We start from the raw sequence: 19,955 nt of genomic DNA, 5'->3' as shown, positions 1-19,955 counted from the left end.
AACCTTAAAGCTTACCTTAACCTTGAATGGAGTATGCCTTTGGGTAGCTGAAAAGACAACAGAAATAGCGTTACGCTCTAGCTGAACTAGAGGGCAAAATGCGTTTCGCCTAGCCCAGGCTTTCATTTGGTTGAGAAAGCCCGACACGCTTACTTAATTAATCGGTTGTGCCGGCATCGGCAATCAAAAGCCTACCTCAGATAACAAGAGGGCTGGGGTAAACGCGCTCAAGTGTCTAGATTTTAAGGGTGTTTAGCCAAACGGAGGTAATCAATGATTCAAGAAACTCTCATCGATAAATATCGCGTCAATGCCAGAAAGAGCGACGCCTTCGACATTTTCAACCTCAAATATTACATCGGCCCGAATCCTTACTTAGACAGGGCGGCGCTAGTTTTCGACTTTGCCCTCACCGGCCATCTGCATCCCTTAAGCATCGAGGATTATGTCTCGATCATTGGGGATCGCTACCCCCACATCCGCGATGAGAATTACGAATCCTTCGCTCATCTGTTTGCCCGAACCGTCTCAGAAGTTGGCAAACTAGACATGGGTTTGCACCTAGATCGCTGGAGTCTCAAACCTTTAGCAAATTGTGTGAGAATTGGGGTTCAAGCACTGCACGCACGCACCAATCGGGCAGTTGTTTACTGCGTTTGGGATTGGTTTGAAGCCATCACTCAAGGTGATCGCTTTGACTTAGACAGTCAAATCAAAACCTTTCAAAATCTTTTCCGGCATTCGGTTTACGGCGGGCCAACAGTCTATACTCTGTGGCGAACAGCCAGCGACAAAGGCATTCCCACATTTTATCTGTGGGATGAAGGACTTGTGCAATACGGCTATGGCAAAAAACTGATTCGAGGCATTGCCACCACGTTTGATTGTGACAGCCATATTGATTCAGATTTCACCACTCGCAAGGATGACTGTAAAGCATTTCTGCAAACTCTGGGGTTCCCGGTTCCTAAGGGTGATATCGTCCGATCCCGTGAGGATGCCATCGCAGCAGCCAGAGCAATTGGCTACCCAGTTGCCGTGAAGCCGGTGATCGGGCATAAAGGCATTGGCGTGACGGCTGATGTGCAAGACAAAGAAGAACTGATCTTTGCGTATAACAGGGCAGTCGATGCCATTCCAGAGGGCCAATCGGCAGATATCATTGTTGAAAAAAGCATTTCCGGGGCAGATTTTCGCTTGCTGTGCGTCAATGGCAGATTTGTTGCCGCGACTGAACGCCGGCCTGCATCTGTGATCGGGGACGGAAAATCAACCATTAGCGAATTAATTGACCGGCAAAACCGGACGGCAACCCGTTTAGACACACCCACCTCGCCTCTGAGCAAAATTCAGTGCGACGAGTCGATGAAAATGTACTTAGAAGAACAAGGCTTATCCATTGACAGCGTCATTGAGAAAGACCGCACGGTGTTTCTTCGCAAAGTCGCCAACCTCTCTGCCGGCGGGGTTAGCATCGATGCAACGCGCACTGTTCACCCTGACAACATTATCCTGGCGCAAGACATTGCTCAGCACTTCCGTCTGACTTGTTTGGGGATTGATGTCATTGCCAAAAATCTCTCGACCTCTTGGAAAGATGGCAACTTTGGCATTCTTGAAATCAATTCCGCACCGGGCATCTTCATGCACCTGAATCCGGCGATTGGTGAAAGCGTTGATGTGCCTTCATTTATTTTGGAAACGTTCTTTAAAGCCGGCGCAGAGGCGAGAATCCCGATCATCACCTTCAACCGGATTTCAGTTAAAGAACTCCAAGAAATCATTGACCATATTCTTTTGCAGCACCCCGACTGGATAATCGGCGCTGTCTGCCGTGAGGGCGTCTTTATCAATCGCTCAGAAAAGAACCTGCACAAAGATTACAACACCAACATTCAAAACCTCGTGCGTCATCCCAAGCTTGACTTGCTGATTGCGGAATACTGCGAAGCCATCCTGGAAAGTGATGGAATGTTTTACGAATACAGCAATATGGTGGTTTTGGATAATCCCACGGAAACCGAAATGATGCTTGCACACAACGTTCCGGAGGATTCTACCATCATTATCAATGAGTCAGATAACATTTCTATCCGACGCGAAGGCTTGATCGAACAGTACCGGCTGGGAGAAGGGGAACCCTTAGTGCGCGTGTATCTCAAGGAAGTTGGGACAGTTTTGTGAGCTAAAATTTGTTTGCCGGTGCCGGTGCAAAAGGTTTTTAACGACGCACAGGTAAACACAAAAGAACGCAGGGTGATGTCACTCTGCGTTCCCTTGTATTTAAAGGCAATTTAATTAGTGCCAGACAAAGACTTTGGCTTCGTATTCTGGCAAGTCAATCATGATGCTGTTATCGCCGGCTTCCACGTCATAATTGCCGGTCCATTCGTGCCAAGTTCCATTTTCCGGGAAATTAGGAACCGTGTACCCGCCCAGATAGTTATCTGAGAAGTTAGCCACAACCACCACACGAGAACCTTCACCATTCCAGCGCGTGTAGGCAAACACCTTTGAGTCTGCATCTTCATGGAAAAAGTCGATATTTTCTGTATACAGAGCATGAGTGCTTTTACGCAGAAAAATCAAGCCTTTCATAAATTCAAACAAACCGCGATTGTCGTCATGTCCTAATAACGTCCAATCGATTTTGGCTTGTTCTTGGGTTTTGTATTTGTATTCCCCAAATTCTTCACCCATCCACAGCAAGGGAACCCCTACTGAAGTCATTGTAATCACAGCCCCTAACTTTCTGCGCTTAAATGCCGCCTCTCCTATGATCCCGCGCTCACCTAATTCTGCTAAAACATGATTGTGGTCGTGATTGGTTGTGTAATTGATAACATTCGTGGCTCCCATAAAGCCTTGACGTTTACAATCGATCACCTCTTTGAGGCGCTCTAAATCAAAGGTATCGCCGCAGATATGTTCTAAAACACAGTGATAGAAACTGTCGTGCCAGCAGGCATCCATCGGCCCGTCAAAGTTCGTGATGCTCGCCGTTTCCGGAATGTGTTCGGCGATGTTATAAAATGGCTTCGGCCCAGCAGCTTGCTTCGCTTCTTGAGCAATCCAGTGCATGAAATCGTAGTTGGCAATTTGTCTGGCAGCATCGTAGCGAATGCCATCAATGTGATATTCTTGAACCCAAAAACGAACAGTGTCGCCAGTAAATTTCCAAGCCGGCTTGAGATCTAAGTTTTCGTCATAATGTTCGTAATTAAACTCTGGTCCCCAGTTATTATCGGGGTCGCGTGGTGAGTGATGATACCAGTAATCGTGGTCTATTTGAGTCAACGGACTTTCAGCTTCTGAGTGGTTATAAATCCCGTCCATAATCACTCGAATGCCCCGCCCGTGGCACTCATCAATTAAGCGTTTTAAATCTTCTGTGCTGCCATAACTGGACTCGGTTGCAAAGAAGTGTCGCGGGTTATACCCCCAGCTGTAATCGCCGGGATATTCTTTCACCGGCATCAGCTCAATCGCATTAATCCCCAACTCACAAAGGTGATCTAATTTTTCAATAACGTGCTTGTACTGTCCCCGTGCATAAGGGTCATCTTCACCGCCAGAAAAATCCCCAACGTGCATTTCATAAATGACTAATTCACTGTCTGCCGGCAATGGTTTGTCATCGTGTTGCCAAACGTAGGTATCAATAATGCGCTCACCCTCTTTAATCCGCACCACGCCATTTTGGGTGGGATTATCAATATCTGTTGCGTAAGGATCGACGACATCGACCCATTGATCCGGTTCAAAAAACCATGATTTAGATTGAACCCGGAATTTATATTGATAAACACCATCTTCTAGGTCAACTTGGGTGCGAAAATAACCATCTTCGCCTTTTTCCATCGGGATCTCTTCCCAATTAGAAAACGATCCAATTAAGGCTGCTCCTTTGTTATAAGGAGCAAATAAATTGAATTCAATGGGGCTGGCCATGTAAATTTTACCCGTAAAAAAAGTAGTTATCAGTAGTGTTTCAGATTTAACCGGACTCTGGCATCATTCTGGAGATATAACGTTTGCTCAAACTTGTCTCAAGAACCCTGGCATAAAACAAGCGGGTTTAGATCATTAGTGAATCTAAACCCGCTTGAAACAGTGTTTTGTTTTGTCCCGCTTGAGCTTGAGCTTGTTTTTACACTTTTATCGAGCTTGTGCGTTATCCGATTGAGCGTCTGCTTTTTTGTCAATCATTTTTTTGGACTGAGCCGGCCAAACTTAGAGCAATTACCGAGCTATTTTTGTAGCGGCTGTAACATTTCTTGAGTTGTGTTTTTGTTGGCAAGTGTTTACCAGTGATCGCAACACCTGATTTTTAAGCTCTATCCAAATATATGTTGACAAAAAAAGCGGTTTCTCCATCATCTGCCTTTCAGGATAGAGGAATTTATCCCACCAATCCAGAACGCAGCGCCAACACCGCAGCTTGGGTGCGATCATCCGCAGACAGCTTGTTCAAAATATTGCGGACGTGTGTCTTAACCGTTCCGACCGTGATGTAGAGCTTTTCGGCAATAGCGGCATTGCTGAAACCCTGTACAATCAGCTCTAAAACTTCCAACTCCCGTTCAGTCAGAGGATAAGCTTCGATCAGCTGGCTGTATTCAGGATCGGCAGCGTGGATAGAGACGGTGGTATTTGCATTGACCTCCTCACTGCCATTCGACGGCGTGGTTCGCGCTTGGCGCAACACAATGCCGGCAATTGCGGGATCGATCCAGGAGTTACCCTCATAGGTTGAGCGGATGGCTTCGAGCAGCTGCTCAAACCGGATATCCTTCATGCAGTAAGAGTCTGCACCGGCAGCAAAAGCGGCCAGAACTTCCTGTTCGCTATCCTGAAACGTCAGGATCAGCACCTTGGTTTGGGGATCTGACCCTGCTACCATCGACTCCTTAAACCGCTGTGTCAGCTCAATGCCGTCCATATCCGGTAAGCCGATATCGACAATTGCAATATCGGGTTTATGCGCTTTCAGCAGTTTTAGCCCTTCTATGGCATTGGCAGCATCTCCAACGACTTTAATGCCCTCACGCTGTTGTAAAGCTGTCCGGATACCGATCCGAGTCAGGTCGTGGTCTTCAATCAGAACAACGCGAATTTCGCTCATATTCACCTAGCCAAATGTACAAGGGTTTTACTGTAAAAAAAATTATTTATCAACCACTCAACTTTTTTGCAGGAAATACACCCATCGGTAGCTGTGAGTAGCTATGCGAAAGGGATAGATTTAGATTATAAAATCTTTCGCTCTCGCTTTAGCCGGCCATTTTTTACTCAACTGCCGGTCCGCCAGGAAGTAGTTTTAGCTGAGTGACGAGTGGATGAAATGAAAAAACGCTATGAATAATATTAATCTTCAACAGCCATCGGAAACGAGCTGCCATCCTAAAACCCTAGAACAACTTCAAGCCCAAGTCGAAAGCTTACAACAGCGTCTTATCAGTAGCGAATCCCGGCAACACCGGCTCTTAGACGCCATCCCCCAGATTGCTTGGCGGTCTAAACCAGATGGCTTAATTAGCTATTGGAATCGCCGGTGGCAGGAATACACAGGCGTAGAGCCTGGACGAGCCTTGGGCTTGGGATTTACCAGAGCCATTCATCCAGAAGATCATGAGCGCGTCCTTTCATTTCACCGGCAGGTTTTAGCGAAAGCGCATTTAAGTCCCAACTGCTCTAGCTGCTTTTATGAAACTGAACTGCGCCTTTTGCGGGCGGATGGCACCTATCACTGGTTTATCGCCAAAGCAGAGCCGGTGTTTGGGGAAAATAGCCAAATCTTAGAATGGGTGGGCACCTATACAGACATTGACAGTAGCAAGCTTTCACAAGAGGCTCTGGGTGAAAGTGAAAAGCGCTATCAGTTAATGGCGGAGAACTGTACTGACCTCATTTCTCGGCATACGCCAGCCGGTGTTTACCTCTACGCTTCCCCAGCCAGCCGCGCTTTGCTCGGTTATGAACCGGATGAGCTGCTTGGACGGGACGTTCATGAGTTTTTCCACCCGGAAGATAAGGCAGCGCTCAAAAGAACTCAAACAGACAGTCTGAACCAGCCTTCTACTTACACCTTATGCTACCGCATCCGTCGCAAGGATGGGAATTACATTTGGTTAGAGACAAGCAGCCGGTGTGTGCGCCACCCAGATCGGGGGACAATCGAAGAAATTATCTCCGTTTCGCGAGACATCACCGAGCGTAAACGTGCGGAGGCGGAAATTTACACCCTCAACCGAGAACTCGATCAATTGGTTCGCAAACAAAGCGTGCAACTCGATGCCGCCAAACAATTGAAAGAGGACCTCATCGGTCGCGAACAAGTGGCCCGATCTCAGGTGGTTGCCGTACAAGAGCGATGTGCCATCGAGCAAAAGCGGACTGAATCGGCCCTGTATTTCCTGATTGAAGCGAGTACCCTGCTGGCGGCGTCGCTTGATTATGAAACAACTTTAGAAAATTTGGCTGAACTGGTTGTGCCTTATCTGGGTGACTGGTGCGCGATTAATATCATTGACGCTGACGACTGTTGTCGCTGTGTGGCCGTTGCCCACAGAGATCCGTCTCAAGAACCGTTGGTGCGGGAGTTGCAGCGTCGTTACCCAGCAGATTGTGATGGGACTTACAGCTACCTCAAGCGGTTGCGCTGCGGTGAGACAGATCAGCCTTGGGAAATTTCTGTTGGATTTGATATCTGTGACGCCAAGATGGAGGCGATCGCCAACGATGCGGAACACTTGGAACTGTTGCAAGCGTTGAATTTTAGATCCTATATGTGCTTGCCGATCCGGATTGGCAAGCAAACTTTCGGCTCGATTTTGCTGGTTCTCTCCGACAGGGGGCGGCGCTACACGCAAGCAGATCTGACTTTAGCTGAAGATTTAGGCCGGCGCGCGGCTTTGGCTTTAGATAAGGCGCAGCTTTACCGGCAGGCCCAGGAAACGGGCAAGAACTTATCTCAGGTAATTTTAGTTCTCGATGAACAGCAGCAACAGCTGCGAACCCTGCAACGGCTAACGAATTTAGTCAACCAGCGTCTTGCCGATTTGCCTAGTTTGTTGCAAGTCATGGTTGATGCGGTTTGCGAGTCCATTCCTGGCGCACAGTTTTGCCTGATTGTGTTGAATAACCCCAGCACCGGCCAACTGGAACTGACTGCGACAGCTGGCATGGGAACGGAAAATCTGCCGATGGGAAAACCCTTAGCGACAGAGGATGGGTTGCTCAGTCAGGTTTTTTCCACCGGCAAATGTCAATTAATTCGGCAAAAGAATCACTCGCCAACAGGCCGGCGAGAACACCAACCTATTTGTTGGCAAAAACCCCAATCCCATCACGCACTTGGGAAACCGGCTGCTGTTTATGCAGTGGCGATTGAATCAGCGCAAGCAGGCCGGCTGGGTGTGCTGGCAACCGGCAGTTGGGATGATAGCGGCGCGTTTGATTTGGAAATGTGGCAGAACTTATTAGTTGCCGTGGGAGAACAGGCAGCCATTGCAATTAATAACGCCCAGCTAATTAATATTTTGGAGGAACGAGAAGAAGTGGTGGCGGTTCAAAATCACATTTTGGCCCGTCAAAATCACGAACTCGCAATTCAGCGCGAACAAATTCAATTGCAAAACTTGCAACTTCTCGAAGCAGCGCGGCTGAAATCGCAATTTTTAGCCACGATGTCTCATGAACTGCGGACTCCGCTTAATGTAATTATCGGTTTCGCTCAACTGCTATTGCGCCAGCGCCCGGACCGGCTGACTTCTAAGCAAGCAGACATGGCACAGCTCATCCTCAACAATGGCAAAAATTTGCTGATGCTGATTGATGATATTCTTGCCCTTTCGGACATCGAGGCCGGCCTTCGAGATCTCAAACGGGAAACGTTTGATCTTGTCCAGTTAGTCAGAACCACCGTCGGACAATTTAATAAGCTGGCGGCTGAAAAAAATTTGACGTTGGATGTTTATATCGATTTGCAGAACTCTAATTTGTTTAATGATCGAGCGTGTCTGCGGCAGGTTTTAATCAATCTTGTCTCTAATGCGATTAAATTTACAGAGTCTGGAAGCGTCCGGGTTGAGGTCTGCGAACAGCCACCTGATCGGGTAACGATTACAATTGAAGATACCGGCATCGGCATTGCGGAAACAGAGATGAAACACATTTTTGAAGCCTTCCGCCAAGTGGATCAGACGCTTGCCCGCAGGTATCCGGGTACGGGGTTGGGGTTGGCAATTACTAACTCACTGGTGCGTCTGATGAACGGCACGATCACTGTTCAAAGTCGCTTAGGAGAGGGTTCCACTTTCCGAGTTGAGTTGCCTCGCAAAATATAAGTTTAAACCCATCCTTTTAAATGGGTTGGTTGATATAAGAGATTCGTTTCTCTGCCCAGTTGAGTAACCAGATGAAGGTTATTCCAGAGGTTGAGTTTTAGGGCATCCACTCTAAAACCACGCCGACGCGGCTATCTTTACTTTCCCTGGCATTCTGCTTTTGAATATCGGTGGAGATGCGTAAATTTTGAGTGACGGCATATCCCACGGAAAAGGTTGTTAAACCAACATCTTCATCGGTTCCGGGTTTAACCCAAGTTTGCGTTAAAGAGATATCTGCCGCACCCCCCCGCGACAAGGCTAACATTAGCTTTGCACCGAGTTCGATGCCGCTGGTGGAGTAAGCATCCGTTTCCAGGTGCCGGTAGCCGACAACCGGCGCAATATTGACATAGCTGCCTAAAGGAAGCGCATAATAACGCACATTCACTCCTGCTGCGGTGCGATCACCGTTAAAAGACGCCTGATAATCTCCGCTAATGGTGAAGCCGGATCGCCCGATAAACACATCTTCCACGCCGGCATTCCATCCACCGGCACTCTCATGAGAGGGAAAATGGGAATAACCCAGCCGCACTCGTGTCTTGAAGCTGGGATCGTTCTGAATATCTTCTAAAACATCTGGCACTTCGCGCAACCAACGCTGCAACACGGGACTGTTTTCAATCAGTTGGGGATCTAAATCCACCGCATTGGGTGGAGATGTTGGAGTTTGTGATATCTCCGTGGGATTTAAGCTTTCTAAAGGCATGGCAAAGCAACTGAATGCCGGGGTGAGGAATACGCTAACTCCTGCTAGCAAGCAGGCTAAATTTCTGGGCTTTAGCCCTCGTAACTCATCCCATTTAAATCTCACAATTAGCCGGCTCCCAAACACACAATTTTATATTTCCGTGTCAAATGAGTTTTTACTCAGATAGCGCTAAAACTTTTATTTTCAGATGTAAAAAGCTTCAAACTTGTTCAGCCGGCTTGGCGCTAAATTTTGCACCATTGGGTTAAAAGACAAGGACATTTACAGATAATAGTAATTAATTTAATTGTCCTAACGCTCTCCAAAAAAAAACGGCTCTACTTGATGCAGAACCGCTATCCAAACTAACAGAGGAGCGAAACCGGAAACCTAACGAACTACCTCCATCATGGGAGCAGTCTCAATCGGCTTCATAAAGTAAAGCCGTACCAACTGCCAAGCATTGGAGAGGTAGTGAGGCAGTTTTTGGCAAAACTTGACAATCTTAGGCGCGTCCGATTTAGCAATTTCAGACAGTTTAGCATTATTCTGTATGCAAATATCAAGACGCTGGTAAAATTCTGGATTATCTACATCCAAAATCACTGGAAATACGCGTGCTGAGGTTTCGTTGGTCTTTTGGATGACATGGATATCATACTCACGAGCGTCTAAACCCAGTGCGGCGTAGAAGTCACCCCGCTGGATGTCGTTGAGATACATCGTTGCAAACACTGACAGCAGGAAGAACCGGCACCATAGCTTGGCTTTCCAATCATTCAAAATGTGGGGTTGAGAGCGCATGATGGCATCAAAGAAATCTCCGTGCCGGTTTTCATCTTGGCACCAGTTTTCAAAGAAGCGGAAAATCGGGTAAATCCGGTGTTCTGGATGTGCTTCTAAATGACGGAAAATGGTGATGTAGCGCCAGTAACCGATTTTCTCAGACAGATAGGTGGCGTAGAAGATGAACTTTGGTTTGAAGAAAGTATAGGCGTGATTTTTGGTGAGGAAACCTAAATCCAGCGACAGGTTAAAGTCTGACATCGCTTTGTTAAGGAAGCCGGCGTGACGCGCCTCATCTCGCGACATTAAATTAAAGCACTCTGCCAAAAGTGGGTTTTTGTCCTTTAACCGGCGTCCCAATTCCTTGTAGAGGAGGAACCCAGAAAACTCAGCCGTGCAAGAACGCTCTAAGAATTCGATAAATAATTGGCGAGTCTCACCATCAATGTGATCCCAAGACTGTTCAAACTCCGCATCCCGCACAAAATGATGGCGATTGTAATCGGTGCGAAATTCTTCGAGGATCGCGAGAAGTTCATCTTCATTGGGTGAGATGTCCATCTTGGCCATCTCTTCAAAGTCTGTGGTGTAGAACCGGGGCGTCAGGATTGTTTCCTTGGAGGGCACTTTCACCCCAGGCCGGAGTTCTTCAAAGGCTGGTTTTTTGAGGGAGTCTACCATAAGTCTGTTTACGCTCTTGTTAAGGATTTTTGCCTTAGGAGTGGTCTATTCGGCGGCGTCCAATAATTCTACGATAATCGTTGCATTTGCTACGCACTCCAGTCTAGCAGCCGCATGGCGGGGTCAAAAATGCAATCAGGTTAAGAGTTACAACAGCGTATCAACTTTTGTAAATTACGCTCTAGGCCGCTCGAAAAGTGGGTGCTAGAATAAAAGATTACAAAAAAACCTTCATCAGCAAGAAGGCTAAAAAAAGCTAGAAATTATTTTTTTTTCCTCTGGGAGTGCGATTTCCCAAACACGGGCCTCAAAACGCGACAACTGAGCAATTAGTCCTCTTCAGAGGGTTCAGCAAGAGCGACGGTCAAGGCTTTCGTGTGCAACTATGAAAGAGAGAGAATCCGAGTCGCGCCTTGCTTGTATGAGCTATTGCCTCAATCCCAACTGCCAGCAGCCGCAGAATCCTGCTCTGGCGACGTTTTGCCAAAGTTGTGGGTCAAAGTTACTTTTGGGAGATCGCTACCGGGCAATTAAACCGATTGACACCGGCGGCTTTGGCAGAACTTTCTTAGGGGTGGATGAGTACAAGCCTTCCAAACCCCGCTGTGTGATTAAGCAGTTTCGCCCCCAAGATCAAAGCACTCGCAATGCCGAGAAAGCTGCTGAACTATTTCGTCAAGAAGCAGTTCAGCTAGAGCAATTGGGCAAACACCCTCAAATTCCAGAACTGCTGGCCGATTTTCAGCAAGAGGGCCGGCAGTATTTAGTGCAGGAATATATTGACGGGCCGAACTTAGCCCAAGAACTGAACGAGGAAGGTGCATTTAACGAAACTCAGATCCGCCGGCTGCTGAACGATCTGCTGCCGGTGTTGCAATTTGTCCACGAACACCGGGTGATTCACCGCGATATCAAACCAGAGAATATTATTCGCCGGCAAACCTTCCAGCAGAAGGGGGATCTGGTACTCGTTGATTTTGGGGCGGCCAAATCTGCCACCAGCACTTCCCTAGGGCGCGCCGGCACAGTTATTGGATCAGCCGGCTACGCTGCCCCAGAACAAGCCCTAGGACGGGCGGTTTTTGCCAGTGACTTATACAGTTTGGGCGTTACCTGTATTCATTTGTTAACTCAAATTCCTCCCTTCGACTTGTTCGACAGCCGAGAGGGTAGTTGGGTGTGGCGGCATTACTTAGTGGATAATCCTGTCAGCCCTCAATTAGGGCGAGTGCTGGACAAGCTGCTAGAAAATGCCATTAGCCGGCGCTATCAGTCCGCAGCAGAGGTGCTGAAAGATTTGAATGCGAAATCAATGCCGGCAATCCCCTCAACCCCATCTATCGAAAATTGGGGGACACAAAAGCTGCAAACTCTCAAAGATGACCCGACTCAACGGCGGATGGGCATCAGCTACGCACTTTGGGCAGCCGGATTTTGTGGCTTGGGAGGACTCCACCGATTCTATAATGGCAAGATTGTTACGGGTTTGCTGTGGTTTAGCACCGGCAACCTATTTGGCCTGGGCCTAGTCCTGGATCTATTCTTAATTCCGGGAATGGTAGACGAGCAACAGACAAAACTGCGAGCAAAATTAGGTGTCTCTGCTGCCGGTGTGCCGCTGACTCAACCCGCCGCCGTTGAGCGGATGATGTTCTCCAGCAAACGCGGCCAGACGCTTGTTAAACTGCTACAAGCTGCCCAAGCAAGGGGCGGTAAACTTTCCGTTACTCAAGCCGTAATGGACACCGGCATAGACTTCGCCGAGGTGGAAGCCGTTTTAAAGGAGATGGCAAAAGCCGGCTACGTTAGCGTTGCCAATGACAAAGGTGTTGTCACTTATTCTTTTAATGAATTGTAGAAAGGGCATGGGGCATGGGGCAAGGCTTCGCCAACCTAAAGGTATGGGCAAGGCTTCGCCAACCTAAAGGTACGGTCAAGGCTTCGCCAACCTAAAGCTAGGGTCAAGGCTTCGCCAACCTAAAGGTACGGGCATCGGGAATAGAGAATGATTAATAAATAATCGGGAATAATCTCCCACTCTCTTCATGCCCAATGCCCAATGCCCAATGCCCAATACCCAATTCCCCTAATTCAGCGCCAGCCACTTTTGAGCGTTGAGGCGCTGGACAACCCCAAACACCAATAGATCCAGCGTGACCTTGCGCTCATCAATTAAGAATGGCTCGATAGTGCTTGGCTTTGTGCCACTGTCAGCGCAGGAAAACGCTCTTGGGCCTTGAATATCCGCTTTGGGGAAATAAACGTTAAACTGACGCTTGCCACCCTTCCACCGGCCAATCAATTGCCAGCACTCTTCCGTTGATCCCAAGCCAGAAACCGGCAATTTTTGCTTTTCTAAACTCAGCTCAACATCTGATATCCCCTGTTTATTCAGGGCGTTTTTCATCGCCGGCAAACAGTCTTGATGCATGAAATCAGCAAACGGCTTGTCTTCAACTGCCGGTGCTTTTTCCTTTTTAGCCGCTTTGGCTGGAGCTTCATCACCATCGGCTTTTTCACCGGCTTTTTTTCCGGCTGCCGGTTTGTCTGCTGCCTTAGCTTTGGGGGGTTTTGCTGAGGGTTCTCCTTTCGGAGTCGGCTCAGTTGTTCCGACTTCACCCTCAGCCGGTTTTTGCTCTGTCTGCACGGCTTTGGCATCCGGCATATTTGCACTCGGCAAATCCGTCGCCTGCTCTTCAGAAGTGCTGGGAGCGTGTTCTTCAGAAACGCTGGGAGCTTGCTGTTCTACAGTGCTAGGCGGCTGCTCACCGGCTTCTTTGTAATTCGTTTCTTCTGCCATTGTTCTGAGTGAGTTTTTTATCCTATCTTGCCGATCCTAACAAGGGATTAGCCGCCAGCGACAGCTGGCACAATGCTCACTTCATCCCCATCTTGCAGCGCCGTACTTGTGCCATCTAGGAAGCGGATGTCTTCGCTATTGACGTAAAAATTCAAAAACCGACGCGGTTCCCCGTTATCGTCACACAGACGCGCTTTGATCCCTGGACAGTTTTGCTCTAAAGATTCAAGCAGTTCAGCAACCGTGCTGCCGGTGCAGTCCAAGGTGGATTGCTCGTTGGTGAACTTTTGCAGCGGGGTGGGAATTAAAACTTTGACGGACATAGTTTGTGGTCTGTTCTCTGATTGTCTGTTATCTGCCGATTTTAGATTTTAGACTTATATCTCTCATCTAAAATCTAAAATCCAAAATCTAAAATTAAACCAACACTTGTTGCCATTCCAAGCGATCAAGGGTGTGAGAGCGCTCTAGCGCACGCTCAAAGCTGTCGAGTTTTGGCTCAATGGTGAAGGGTTCGCCGATGTAACCCTGCATGGCTTCTTGAGTTTTCAGTCCGTTGCCGGTGATGTAAACCACTGTGGTTTCATCGGGATCGATTTTACCGGCTTCTACCAATTTCTTCAGCACGGCAATCGTGGTGCCGCCGGCAGTTTCGGTGAAGATGCCTTCGGTTTCAGCCAGCAGTTTGATGCCTTCAATAATTTCGGGATCGCTGACGGATTCAATATTGCCGCCGGTTTTCTTGGCGACTTCGATTGCGTAAATTCCATCAGCTGGGTTGCCAATTGCAATTGACTTGGCAATGGTGTTGGGTTTCACCGGCTTCACAAAGTCGCGTCCTTCCCGGAAAGCTTGGGCAATTGGTGAGCAACCGTCTGCCTGTGCCCCACTGAAGCGGACTGTTTTGTCTTCTACCAGTCCAACTTTGATGAATTCTTGGAAGCCTTTATAAATTTTGGTGAACAGTGAGCCAGAGGCCAGAGGCGCAACAATGTGGTCAGGCAGTTTCCAACCTAGCTGTTCAGCCACTTCAAAGCCGAGGGTTTTTGAGCCTTCGGAATAATAAGGGCGCAAATTGATATTGACAAATCCCCAACCATGTGTATTAGCCACTTCACAGCAGAGCCGGTTGACTTGATCGTAGTTGCCCTGAACCGCCATCACGGTTGGACTGTAAATCAAAGTTCCTAAGACTTTACCGGCTTCGAGATCGGCGGGGATGAACACACAGCAATCTAAACCGGCATGAGCGGCAATTGCAGCAGTAGAGTTTGCTAAGTTGCCGGTGCTCGCGCAAGACACGGTAGAGAAGCCCAACTCTTTGGCGCGGGTGAGGGCGACTGAAACCACCCGATCCTTGAAGCTGAGGGTGGGCATATTCACCGCATCGTTTTTAATATAAAGATTTTTGATGCCCAGGCGACGAGCCAAACGATTTGCTTTGACCAGAGGAGTCATGCCGGTGCCCACATCAATGGGGTTATCCGTCATCACCGGCAGAAAGGGACGATAGCGCCAAATCGAATTCGGGCCGGCAGCAATACTTTCGCGAGTGACTTGCCGGCGCAGGGCGTCGTAGTCATAGCTCACTTCCAGTGGGCCAAAACACACTTCACAGACGTGTGTCGCTTTGGCTTCATATTCTGCGCCACATTCTTTACATTGAAGGTTCTTGAAAGTGGCAGAAGTCGATTGGGTGTGCTGTTCAGTCGCCTGGGTCATCGGTCAAACCTCTCTGTGTCTCGCTCGGCTGTGGGCTGGGTTAGTCTTTTTTTGATTAACCGCTCGATACTAGCACAGGCTAAAATACCCGTCAAATATACCCGACTATTTTTGTCGGGTTTAGAAAGTAGGAAGCCTGGTTTGCCAGATGAGGGTACTAAGTCTTTTTAATGACTTCCCTGTGATTTACCCGCCACTGACAGGCGGAATGAGGGCAACTTCGTCGCCACCTTGCAAAATGGTGTCTGGTTCGACGAATTGCAGATTCACGCCAAAGCGGGTAATGTTACGCCACTGTTGGAGTTGTGGATGCTCATTGATGAGGCGATCAAGGACGGCGCTGACAGGGCTGCCAGAGGGAAAATCCAGCACCAGTTCTGGCACTCCATAAGCTTCTTGATAGGCAGCAAACAGTTTGACGGTGACTGTAATTGAAGGTTCTGGCATAAGCACTCAAAAAAAGACTCAAGTTTTGCAGCAATTTCAGCCTATTTTAAGGTTCCTGTACTGCCAAAAACCGGGTAAAATTTAGGAGCGTTGAATGTTAATAAAATTTTATAAAAAATTGCTTTAAACCATGATAAATAAAACTGTCTCGGCAGCGATGCTCGATAGAACGGTTGTGGAAACTTTTAAACAGCACCGAAAGCCAGACCAACTTATTGCAAACAAACCCTATAGCAAGCCTATTTGAATTGTAAAAATTGGGAGTGCCGGCATCTTGCCCGATACCCAACGCGCACGCTACGCGAACGCACTCCCGGAAAATCTCACGAATTTTAGGATTGCTATAGCAATCTTCTGTGATGGGTTAATGATCATCACCCCCAAAAGCTTGGAGTGTCGGCAAGAAATCTGACAACCAATTTAGGATTGCTATATATTAAAAATTATAGACATAGATTTGATCCTGATTGCAGAACACTCTTTTTATGCTCTGTCACATCTTATCGAACAATGAGTATTGACAAAAAAAAGCCTAAAATCTATTTCAAAGATAGATTTAAAAAACTAATCTTGTTGCTAATAGTAGGTTTTTTGTTCGCACTCATCAGTTTTATTCCCGTCCGATTGGCGATTACTCTCAATCGAGTTCCAGAACCTCAAGCTATCTTGGCTTTGGGCGGTGCGTTTGAGCGAATACAGGCTGCAGCACGACTTTGGAAATCGCAACCCGATTTAGAAATTTGGATTTCAGATTTTCGCCCTAATTATGAGCCTTTCCAAAAAATATTCCAAAAGGTCGGAGTTCCTGAAAACCAATTCCATTATGCTTCAGCAACGGATACAGTGACAAATTTCACCGGCAGCGTTCAAGATTTTGTTGATCAGAAGGTTTGGCATTTATATTTAATCACCTCGGATTATCACATGGCGCGGTCGCGGGCCATTGCCACCCTAGTTTTGGGGAGTCGTGGGATTGTTGTCACACCCATTTCTGTTCCTTCAACAGATATACCCCCAGAATCAATCTGGCGAATTTTGCGGGACTGCTTTCGCTGTTTGCTTTGGATGGTCACTGGCCGCACCGGCGCGAGTTTACATCCAAACCTCCACTCATAAAATCTGGGAAAATTTCTATTAATACTTTTTTGGGTCTTTGTATGGATTTGCTAGATTACAACCGGCTGTTTGAAACAATTGAAGAATTCGTGCTGCATCATTCTCCCAGCGGTGTTGAGGCAGAAATTGACCGGCTTTTGCTGAGTCGATTTGCAGAAGCGGGAGTGGAAGTTTGGCAAGATGCCGCCGGCAATGTGATCGCTAAAATTGCCGGCAGCGATCCTAGCCGCGCCATTGCCATCACCGGCCATAAAGATGAAATTGGTGCGATTGTTAAAACAGTTGGATCTAACGGACGCGTGGAAATTCGCCGGTTAGGCGGTTCCTTTCCTTGGGTTTATGGCGAAGGCGTTGTCGATTTATTGGGTGATCGGGAAACAATTGCCGGCATTCTCAGTTTTGGTTCGCGCCACGTCTCCCACGAATCGCCCCAAAAAGCCCAGCAGGAAAAAGAGCCGTTAACCTGGGAAAATGCTTGGGTAGAAACGAAACGTACATCGGATGAGCTAGAAGCTGCCGGCATTCGTCCGGGAACGCGAGTCGTGGTGGGCAAGCACCGCAAAAAGCCAATTAGACTCAAAGATTATATTGGCAGCTACACCCTCGATAATAAGGCGTCAGTGGCGATTTTGCTGGCCCTGGCAGAGACGGTGAAGCAGCCGGCAGTGGATATCTATCTGGTGGCTTCGGCAAAGGAAGAAGTCGGGGCAATTGGGGCGCTTTACTTTAGCCAGCGTCAGAAATTAGAAGCGTTGATAGCCCTGGAAATTTGCCCCTTAGCGCCGGAATATCCGATTGAAGAGGGTGAAGTGCCGGTTTTGCTGTCTCAAGACAGCTATGGCATCTATGACGAGGGTTTAAACGCCGAAATCAGACAGGCTGCTGAGGCTGCCGGCGTGCCGGTGCAGTGGGCCGCAATTAGTGGGTTTGGCAGCGACGCCTCCATTGCCATGAAGTTTGGCCATGTGGCCCGCGCCGCTTGTTTGGGATTTCCCACCCAAAACACACACGGCTTTGAAATCGCCCATTTGGGGGCAATTGCCAACTGCATTCGCATCCTGCAAGCCTACTGCCAACAGGCCGGAAATGAGTGAAAAAAATTTTTTGAAAAAGGTGTTGACAGATCGGGGCACATTGGTTATCGTAATAAAGGTGCGAACGACAAAGGCGCAAACGACACGCCCCCATCGTCTAGAGGCCTAGGACACCTCCCTTTCACGGAGGCGACGGGGATTCGAATTCCCCTGGGGGTATCGCAAATGTAAGGCTCAATGAGCCATTTAGGCAAAAGAAGCAGCCGGTGAAGCGGTTAAAATTTGAAGCCTGATTACATTAAATAAACAATTAATAAAGACGTTGCATGAAGAGGAATCTTCCGCAACGTCTTTATTTGATAGGCACCTCAGAACTTAGGACTCAGGCGTGGCTAACCGTATCTTTGCTTGCTTTTCAAACCAGGCAACGACTTGCCGAACGGTTAAATCTTCAACCGGCACCCCAGTTTCCTGAGAAATTTGCTTTAGTGGCTTCAAAGACGAAATCACTAAATTTGTAAAAAAGCTAGCGAAGCTGCTATCTATTTCGATTTGTTGGCGAATTGTCTCATCTTTTTCTATCCAATTTTTCACCTGTTGAGGCGTGACTTCTTCAACCTTTAAAGCCGTCTCCCCAGCGATTTGCTTAAGCACCCTCAACGCATAAATTGCCAACCGCGCCGAAAATTTCTCGCGGGTAGACAGCAGCGCCTTATCTACCTCAGCGCACTCTTCTAAGGTTAAAAATTGCAGATCAGATTGCTGTTGTTCAGCCATGTCAAACTCTCACCTTTAAGCTAACCGATGTACTGGGAAACATAGTATTTAATTAAAAATTACCCTTAACTGATTATTATCCGTTACTTGTTCAGTTAAAGCGCATTTAATTCCTTATTTTATGGGAGGCTGCTAAATTTCCCCTTCCTCTTTCCCGCAATAGATGCAAAAAAATTAAGTGGAGTGCCGGCTTACCCCTGCCTCGTCCCCAATCATCGGCTTTTGATTAAATAACCGCATTGATGCTGACCATCAATAATCCAGTGTGTCCGTTCCACAGTGCAATCTTCCAGCGCCGTTGCAAACATTTCTAACTCGTGATCGCACACATTAGGGAAAGACTCGGCAATGTGGGAAATTGCACAATGATGTTCACTAATAATAAATCCGCTCTCGGTTTGGGCTGTACCCTCTGCCGGCTCGAGAGAATGCCACTCCGCCATGTAACCCTCGGCGCGGCGCAGTTCCACCAATTTAGCAACCCGTTCTTGCAGGGAACCTTTGCCCAGATTGTTTCGGTATACAATTGCCTTGCGCTGCCACTGTTTGCGTAAAATCGAACTGACTTGATCCTGGCCAACTGTTTCTGTCAGCGTGTCCAGCAGCGAAATGGCAAATTTATCGTACTGATCGGGAAAGCGATGTCGCCCCTCACGGGTAAGCTCATATAAATGCTGTGGCCGGCCCATTCCTGCGTGAACCGACTGATATTGAATCAATCCTTCCGCCTCTAAATCCTTGAGATGGCGGCGAATTGCTTGGGCACTGATATCTAACGATTCTGCTAGTTCATGAGCGGTTGCTTGACCTTGCTTCAGTAAATATTGCAGGATGTCTTGTTTAGTGGTGGTTTCGTGAGTGGTGGCCATCGTCTTCCCAGAACTCTACGCCTAAAACCGCACTGAAAAAAAGCCTTTGTGGACTTTGACAACATGAGTGTTGCTAAAGTACCCTAAAATAGAATTAAGCAACAACTCCGTTGTTTAATTCATTATAGACGCAATTTAATTCGCTCCTATATATCGGTACGCAATGAATCCAGCAAACAACCCCAATCAGGCAACGGATAAAAACCTCGAAGCTATGCGGCACTTCTCGGAAACCTACGCGAAGCGCACCGGCACCTACTTCTGCTCGGATCTGAGCATAACAGCGGTTGTGATCGAAGGGCTAGCCAAGCACAAAGAAGAACTCGGTTCACCTTTGTGTCCCTGCCGGCACTATGACGATAAACAAGCCGAAGTCGCTGCAGCTTTCTGGAACTGCCCCTGCGTGCCGATGCGGGAGCGCAAAGAATGTCACTGTATGCTGTTCCTGACGCCAGACAATGACTTTGCCGGCGACAAACAGGACATCACATTTGAAGAAATTCGCTCGACAACAAATCAATACTAAAAAATTGCAGGACATTTGGCTGGGCAATGCCCACCCTGAGAGAGAGAAAGAATAGGTGGGCAACGCCTACCTGCCGGCGAACGAACTTCCGATTCTGAGAGATTAGAGAGAACACA

16 protein-coding genes and 1 tRNA gene are annotated in these 19,955 nt (G+C 47.8%); 7 read left to right on the top strand and 10 right to left on the bottom strand.

The features are described 5' to 3' along the window. Positions 1 to 273: 273 nt before the first annotated feature. The gene (locus H6F73_RS08190; RefSeq protein WP_190758254.1) at positions 274 to 2,184 is read left to right on the top strand and encodes an acetate--CoA ligase family protein; all 1,911 of its coding nucleotides are present in this window, start codon (positions 274 to 276) and stop codon (positions 2,182 to 2,184) included. A 114-nt stretch (positions 2,185 to 2,298) separates the two neighbouring features. Here the strand turns inward: H6F73_RS08190 and H6F73_RS08185 are convergent, their stop codons facing one another. Both H6F73_RS08185 and H6F73_RS08180 read right to left on the bottom strand, forming a co-directional pair. Continuing rightward, on the bottom strand, positions 2,299 to 3,951 hold the full coding sequence (locus H6F73_RS08185; protein WP_190758253.1) for an alpha-amylase family glycosyl hydrolase: 1,653 nt from the start codon (positions 3,949 to 3,951) through the stop codon (positions 2,299 to 2,301). A gap of 451 nt (positions 3,952 to 4,402) precedes the next feature. After that, entirely contained in the window at positions 4,403 to 5,125 is a 723-nt protein-coding gene (locus H6F73_RS08180; protein WP_190758252.1) for a response regulator transcription factor, read from the bottom strand. A 232-nt stretch (positions 5,126 to 5,357) separates the two neighbouring features. Between H6F73_RS08180 and H6F73_RS08175 the strand changes: the two genes are divergently transcribed. After that, positions 5,358 to 8,348 (top strand): PAS domain-containing protein, encoded by a 2,991-nt coding sequence (locus H6F73_RS08175; protein WP_190758251.1) that lies wholly within the window; start codon positions 5,358 to 5,360, stop codon positions 8,346 to 8,348. A gap of 97 nt (positions 8,349 to 8,445) precedes the next feature. Here the strand turns inward: H6F73_RS08175 and H6F73_RS08170 are convergent, their stop codons facing one another. Next, positions 8,446 to 9,204 (bottom strand): hypothetical protein, encoded by a 759-nt coding sequence (locus H6F73_RS08170; RefSeq protein WP_347239496.1) that lies wholly within the window; start codon positions 9,202 to 9,204, stop codon positions 8,446 to 8,448. Positions 9,205 to 9,471: 267 nt separating this feature from the next. Beyond that, positions 9,472 to 10,548, bottom strand: a complete 1,077-nt coding sequence (acsF, locus tag H6F73_RS08165) for a magnesium-protoporphyrin IX monomethyl ester (oxidative) cyclase (protein ID WP_190758250.1) — start codon at positions 10,546 to 10,548, stop codon at positions 9,472 to 9,474. A gap of 385 nt (positions 10,549 to 10,933) precedes the next feature. Here acsF and H6F73_RS27245 point away from each other — a divergent pair, with 385 nt between their 5' ends. Further along, the gene (locus tag H6F73_RS27245; RefSeq protein ID WP_190758249.1) at positions 10,934 to 12,406 is read left to right on the top strand and encodes a protein kinase; all 1,473 of its coding nucleotides are present in this window, start codon (positions 10,934 to 10,936) and stop codon (positions 12,404 to 12,406) included. Positions 12,407 to 12,634: 228 nt separating this feature from the next. On the opposite strand, the gene H6F73_RS08155 is transcribed toward H6F73_RS27245, so the two are convergent. The 4 genes from H6F73_RS08155 to H6F73_RS08140 all read right to left on the bottom strand — a co-directional run bounded on the left by H6F73_RS08155 (position 12,635) and on the right by H6F73_RS08140 (position 15,517). Continuing rightward, complete coding sequence (locus H6F73_RS08155) at positions 12,635 to 13,348, bottom strand: DUF2996 domain-containing protein (protein ID WP_190758248.1); 714 nt, start codon at positions 13,346 to 13,348, stop codon at positions 12,635 to 12,637. Positions 13,349 to 13,395: 47 nt separating this feature from the next. Continuing rightward, positions 13,396 to 13,671, bottom strand: a complete 276-nt coding sequence (locus tag H6F73_RS08150) for a MoaD/ThiS family protein (protein WP_190758247.1) — start codon at positions 13,669 to 13,671, stop codon at positions 13,396 to 13,398. A gap of 94 nt (positions 13,672 to 13,765) precedes the next feature. Next, a complete protein-coding gene (gene thrC / locus H6F73_RS08145; RefSeq protein WP_190758246.1) occupies positions 13,766 to 15,070 on the bottom strand; it encodes a threonine synthase in 1,305 nt (434 codons plus the stop codon). Between the two features lie 186 nt (positions 15,071 to 15,256). After that, complete coding sequence (locus H6F73_RS08140; RefSeq protein ID WP_190758245.1) at positions 15,257 to 15,517, bottom strand: MoaD/ThiS family protein; 261 nt, start codon at positions 15,515 to 15,517, stop codon at positions 15,257 to 15,259. 591 nt (positions 15,518 to 16,108) lie between these two features. Between H6F73_RS08140 and H6F73_RS08135 the strand changes: the two genes are divergently transcribed. From H6F73_RS08135 to H6F73_RS08125, 3 genes are all read left to right on the top strand, one after another. Further along, complete coding sequence (locus H6F73_RS08135) at positions 16,109 to 16,633, top strand: YdcF family protein (RefSeq protein WP_242072367.1); 525 nt, start codon at positions 16,109 to 16,111, stop codon at positions 16,631 to 16,633. 41 nt (positions 16,634 to 16,674) lie between these two features. Beyond that, positions 16,675 to 17,727, top strand: coding sequence for a M20/M25/M40 family metallo-hydrolase (locus tag H6F73_RS08130; RefSeq protein ID WP_190758243.1), 1,053 nt, complete (start codon positions 16,675 to 16,677; stop codon positions 17,725 to 17,727). 86 nt (positions 17,728 to 17,813) lie between these two features. Beyond that, positions 17,814 to 17,886 (top strand) — tRNA-Glu (locus H6F73_RS08125). Positions 17,887 to 18,042: 156 nt separating this feature from the next. Here H6F73_RS08125 and H6F73_RS08120 read toward each other — a convergent pair. Both H6F73_RS08120 and sufR read right to left on the bottom strand, forming a co-directional pair. Beyond that, a complete protein-coding gene (locus tag H6F73_RS08120) occupies positions 18,043 to 18,444 on the bottom strand; it encodes a hypothetical protein (protein WP_190758242.1) in 402 nt (133 codons plus the stop codon). Between the two features lie 212 nt (positions 18,445 to 18,656). Further along, a complete protein-coding gene (sufR, locus tag H6F73_RS08115; RefSeq protein ID WP_190758241.1) occupies positions 18,657 to 19,313 on the bottom strand; it encodes an iron-sulfur cluster biosynthesis transcriptional regulator SufR in 657 nt (218 codons plus the stop codon). A gap of 163 nt (positions 19,314 to 19,476) precedes the next feature. Here sufR and H6F73_RS08110 point away from each other — a divergent pair, with 163 nt between their 5' ends. Then, a complete protein-coding gene (locus H6F73_RS08110) occupies positions 19,477 to 19,839 on the top strand; it encodes a ferredoxin thioredoxin reductase catalytic beta subunit (protein ID WP_190758240.1) in 363 nt (120 codons plus the stop codon). Positions 19,840 to 19,955 lie beyond the last annotated feature (116 nt).

The sequence above is a fragment of the Microcoleus sp. FACHB-68 genome, assembly GCF_014695715.1.
Lineage (GTDB): Bacteria > Cyanobacteriota > Cyanobacteriia > Cyanobacteriales > Oscillatoriaceae > FACHB-68.
Note: the sequence above shows the minus strand (reverse complement) of the source record. Positions and strands in the feature narration are given on the sequence as shown.

Coding starts and splice junctions, on each gene's coding strand:
- H6F73_RS08180 (WP_190758252.1), bottom strand. CDS start 5,125: ATGAGCGAAATTCGCGTTGTTCTGATTGAAGACCACGACCTGACTCGG.
- thrC (WP_190758246.1), bottom strand. CDS start 15,070: ATGACCCAGGCGACTGAACAGCACACCCAATCGACTTCTGCCACTTTC.
- H6F73_RS08130 (WP_190758243.1), top strand. CDS start 16,675: ATGGATTTGCTAGATTACAACCGGCTGTTTGAAACAATTGAAGAATTC.
- H6F73_RS08175 (WP_190758251.1), top strand. CDS start 5,358: ATGAATAATATTAATCTTCAACAGCCATCGGAAACGAGCTGCCATCCT.
- acsF (WP_190758250.1), bottom strand. CDS start 10,548: ATGGTAGACTCCCTCAAAAAACCAGCCTTTGAAGAACTCCGGCCTGGG.
- H6F73_RS08120 (WP_190758242.1), bottom strand. CDS start 18,444: ATGGCTGAACAACAGCAATCTGATCTGCAATTTTTAACCTTAGAAGAG.
- H6F73_RS08140 (WP_190758245.1), bottom strand. CDS start 15,517: ATGCCAGAACCTTCAATTACAGTCACCGTCAAACTGTTTGCTGCCTAT.
- H6F73_RS27245 (WP_190758249.1), top strand. CDS start 10,934: ATGAAAGAGAGAGAATCCGAGTCGCGCCTTGCTTGTATGAGCTATTGC.
- sufR (WP_190758241.1), bottom strand. CDS start 19,313: ATGGCCACCACTCACGAAACCACCACTAAACAAGACATCCTGCAATAT.
- H6F73_RS08190 (WP_190758254.1), top strand. CDS start 274: ATGATTCAAGAAACTCTCATCGATAAATATCGCGTCAATGCCAGAAAG.
- H6F73_RS08155 (WP_190758248.1), bottom strand. CDS start 13,348: ATGGCAGAAGAAACGAATTACAAAGAAGCCGGTGAGCAGCCGCCTAGC.
- H6F73_RS08150 (WP_190758247.1), bottom strand. CDS start 13,671: ATGTCCGTCAAAGTTTTAATTCCCACCCCGCTGCAAAAGTTCACCAAC.
- H6F73_RS08110 (WP_190758240.1), top strand. CDS start 19,477: ATGAATCCAGCAAACAACCCCAATCAGGCAACGGATAAAAACCTCGAA.
- H6F73_RS08185 (WP_190758253.1), bottom strand. CDS start 3,951: ATGGCCAGCCCCATTGAATTCAATTTATTTGCTCCTTATAACAAAGGA.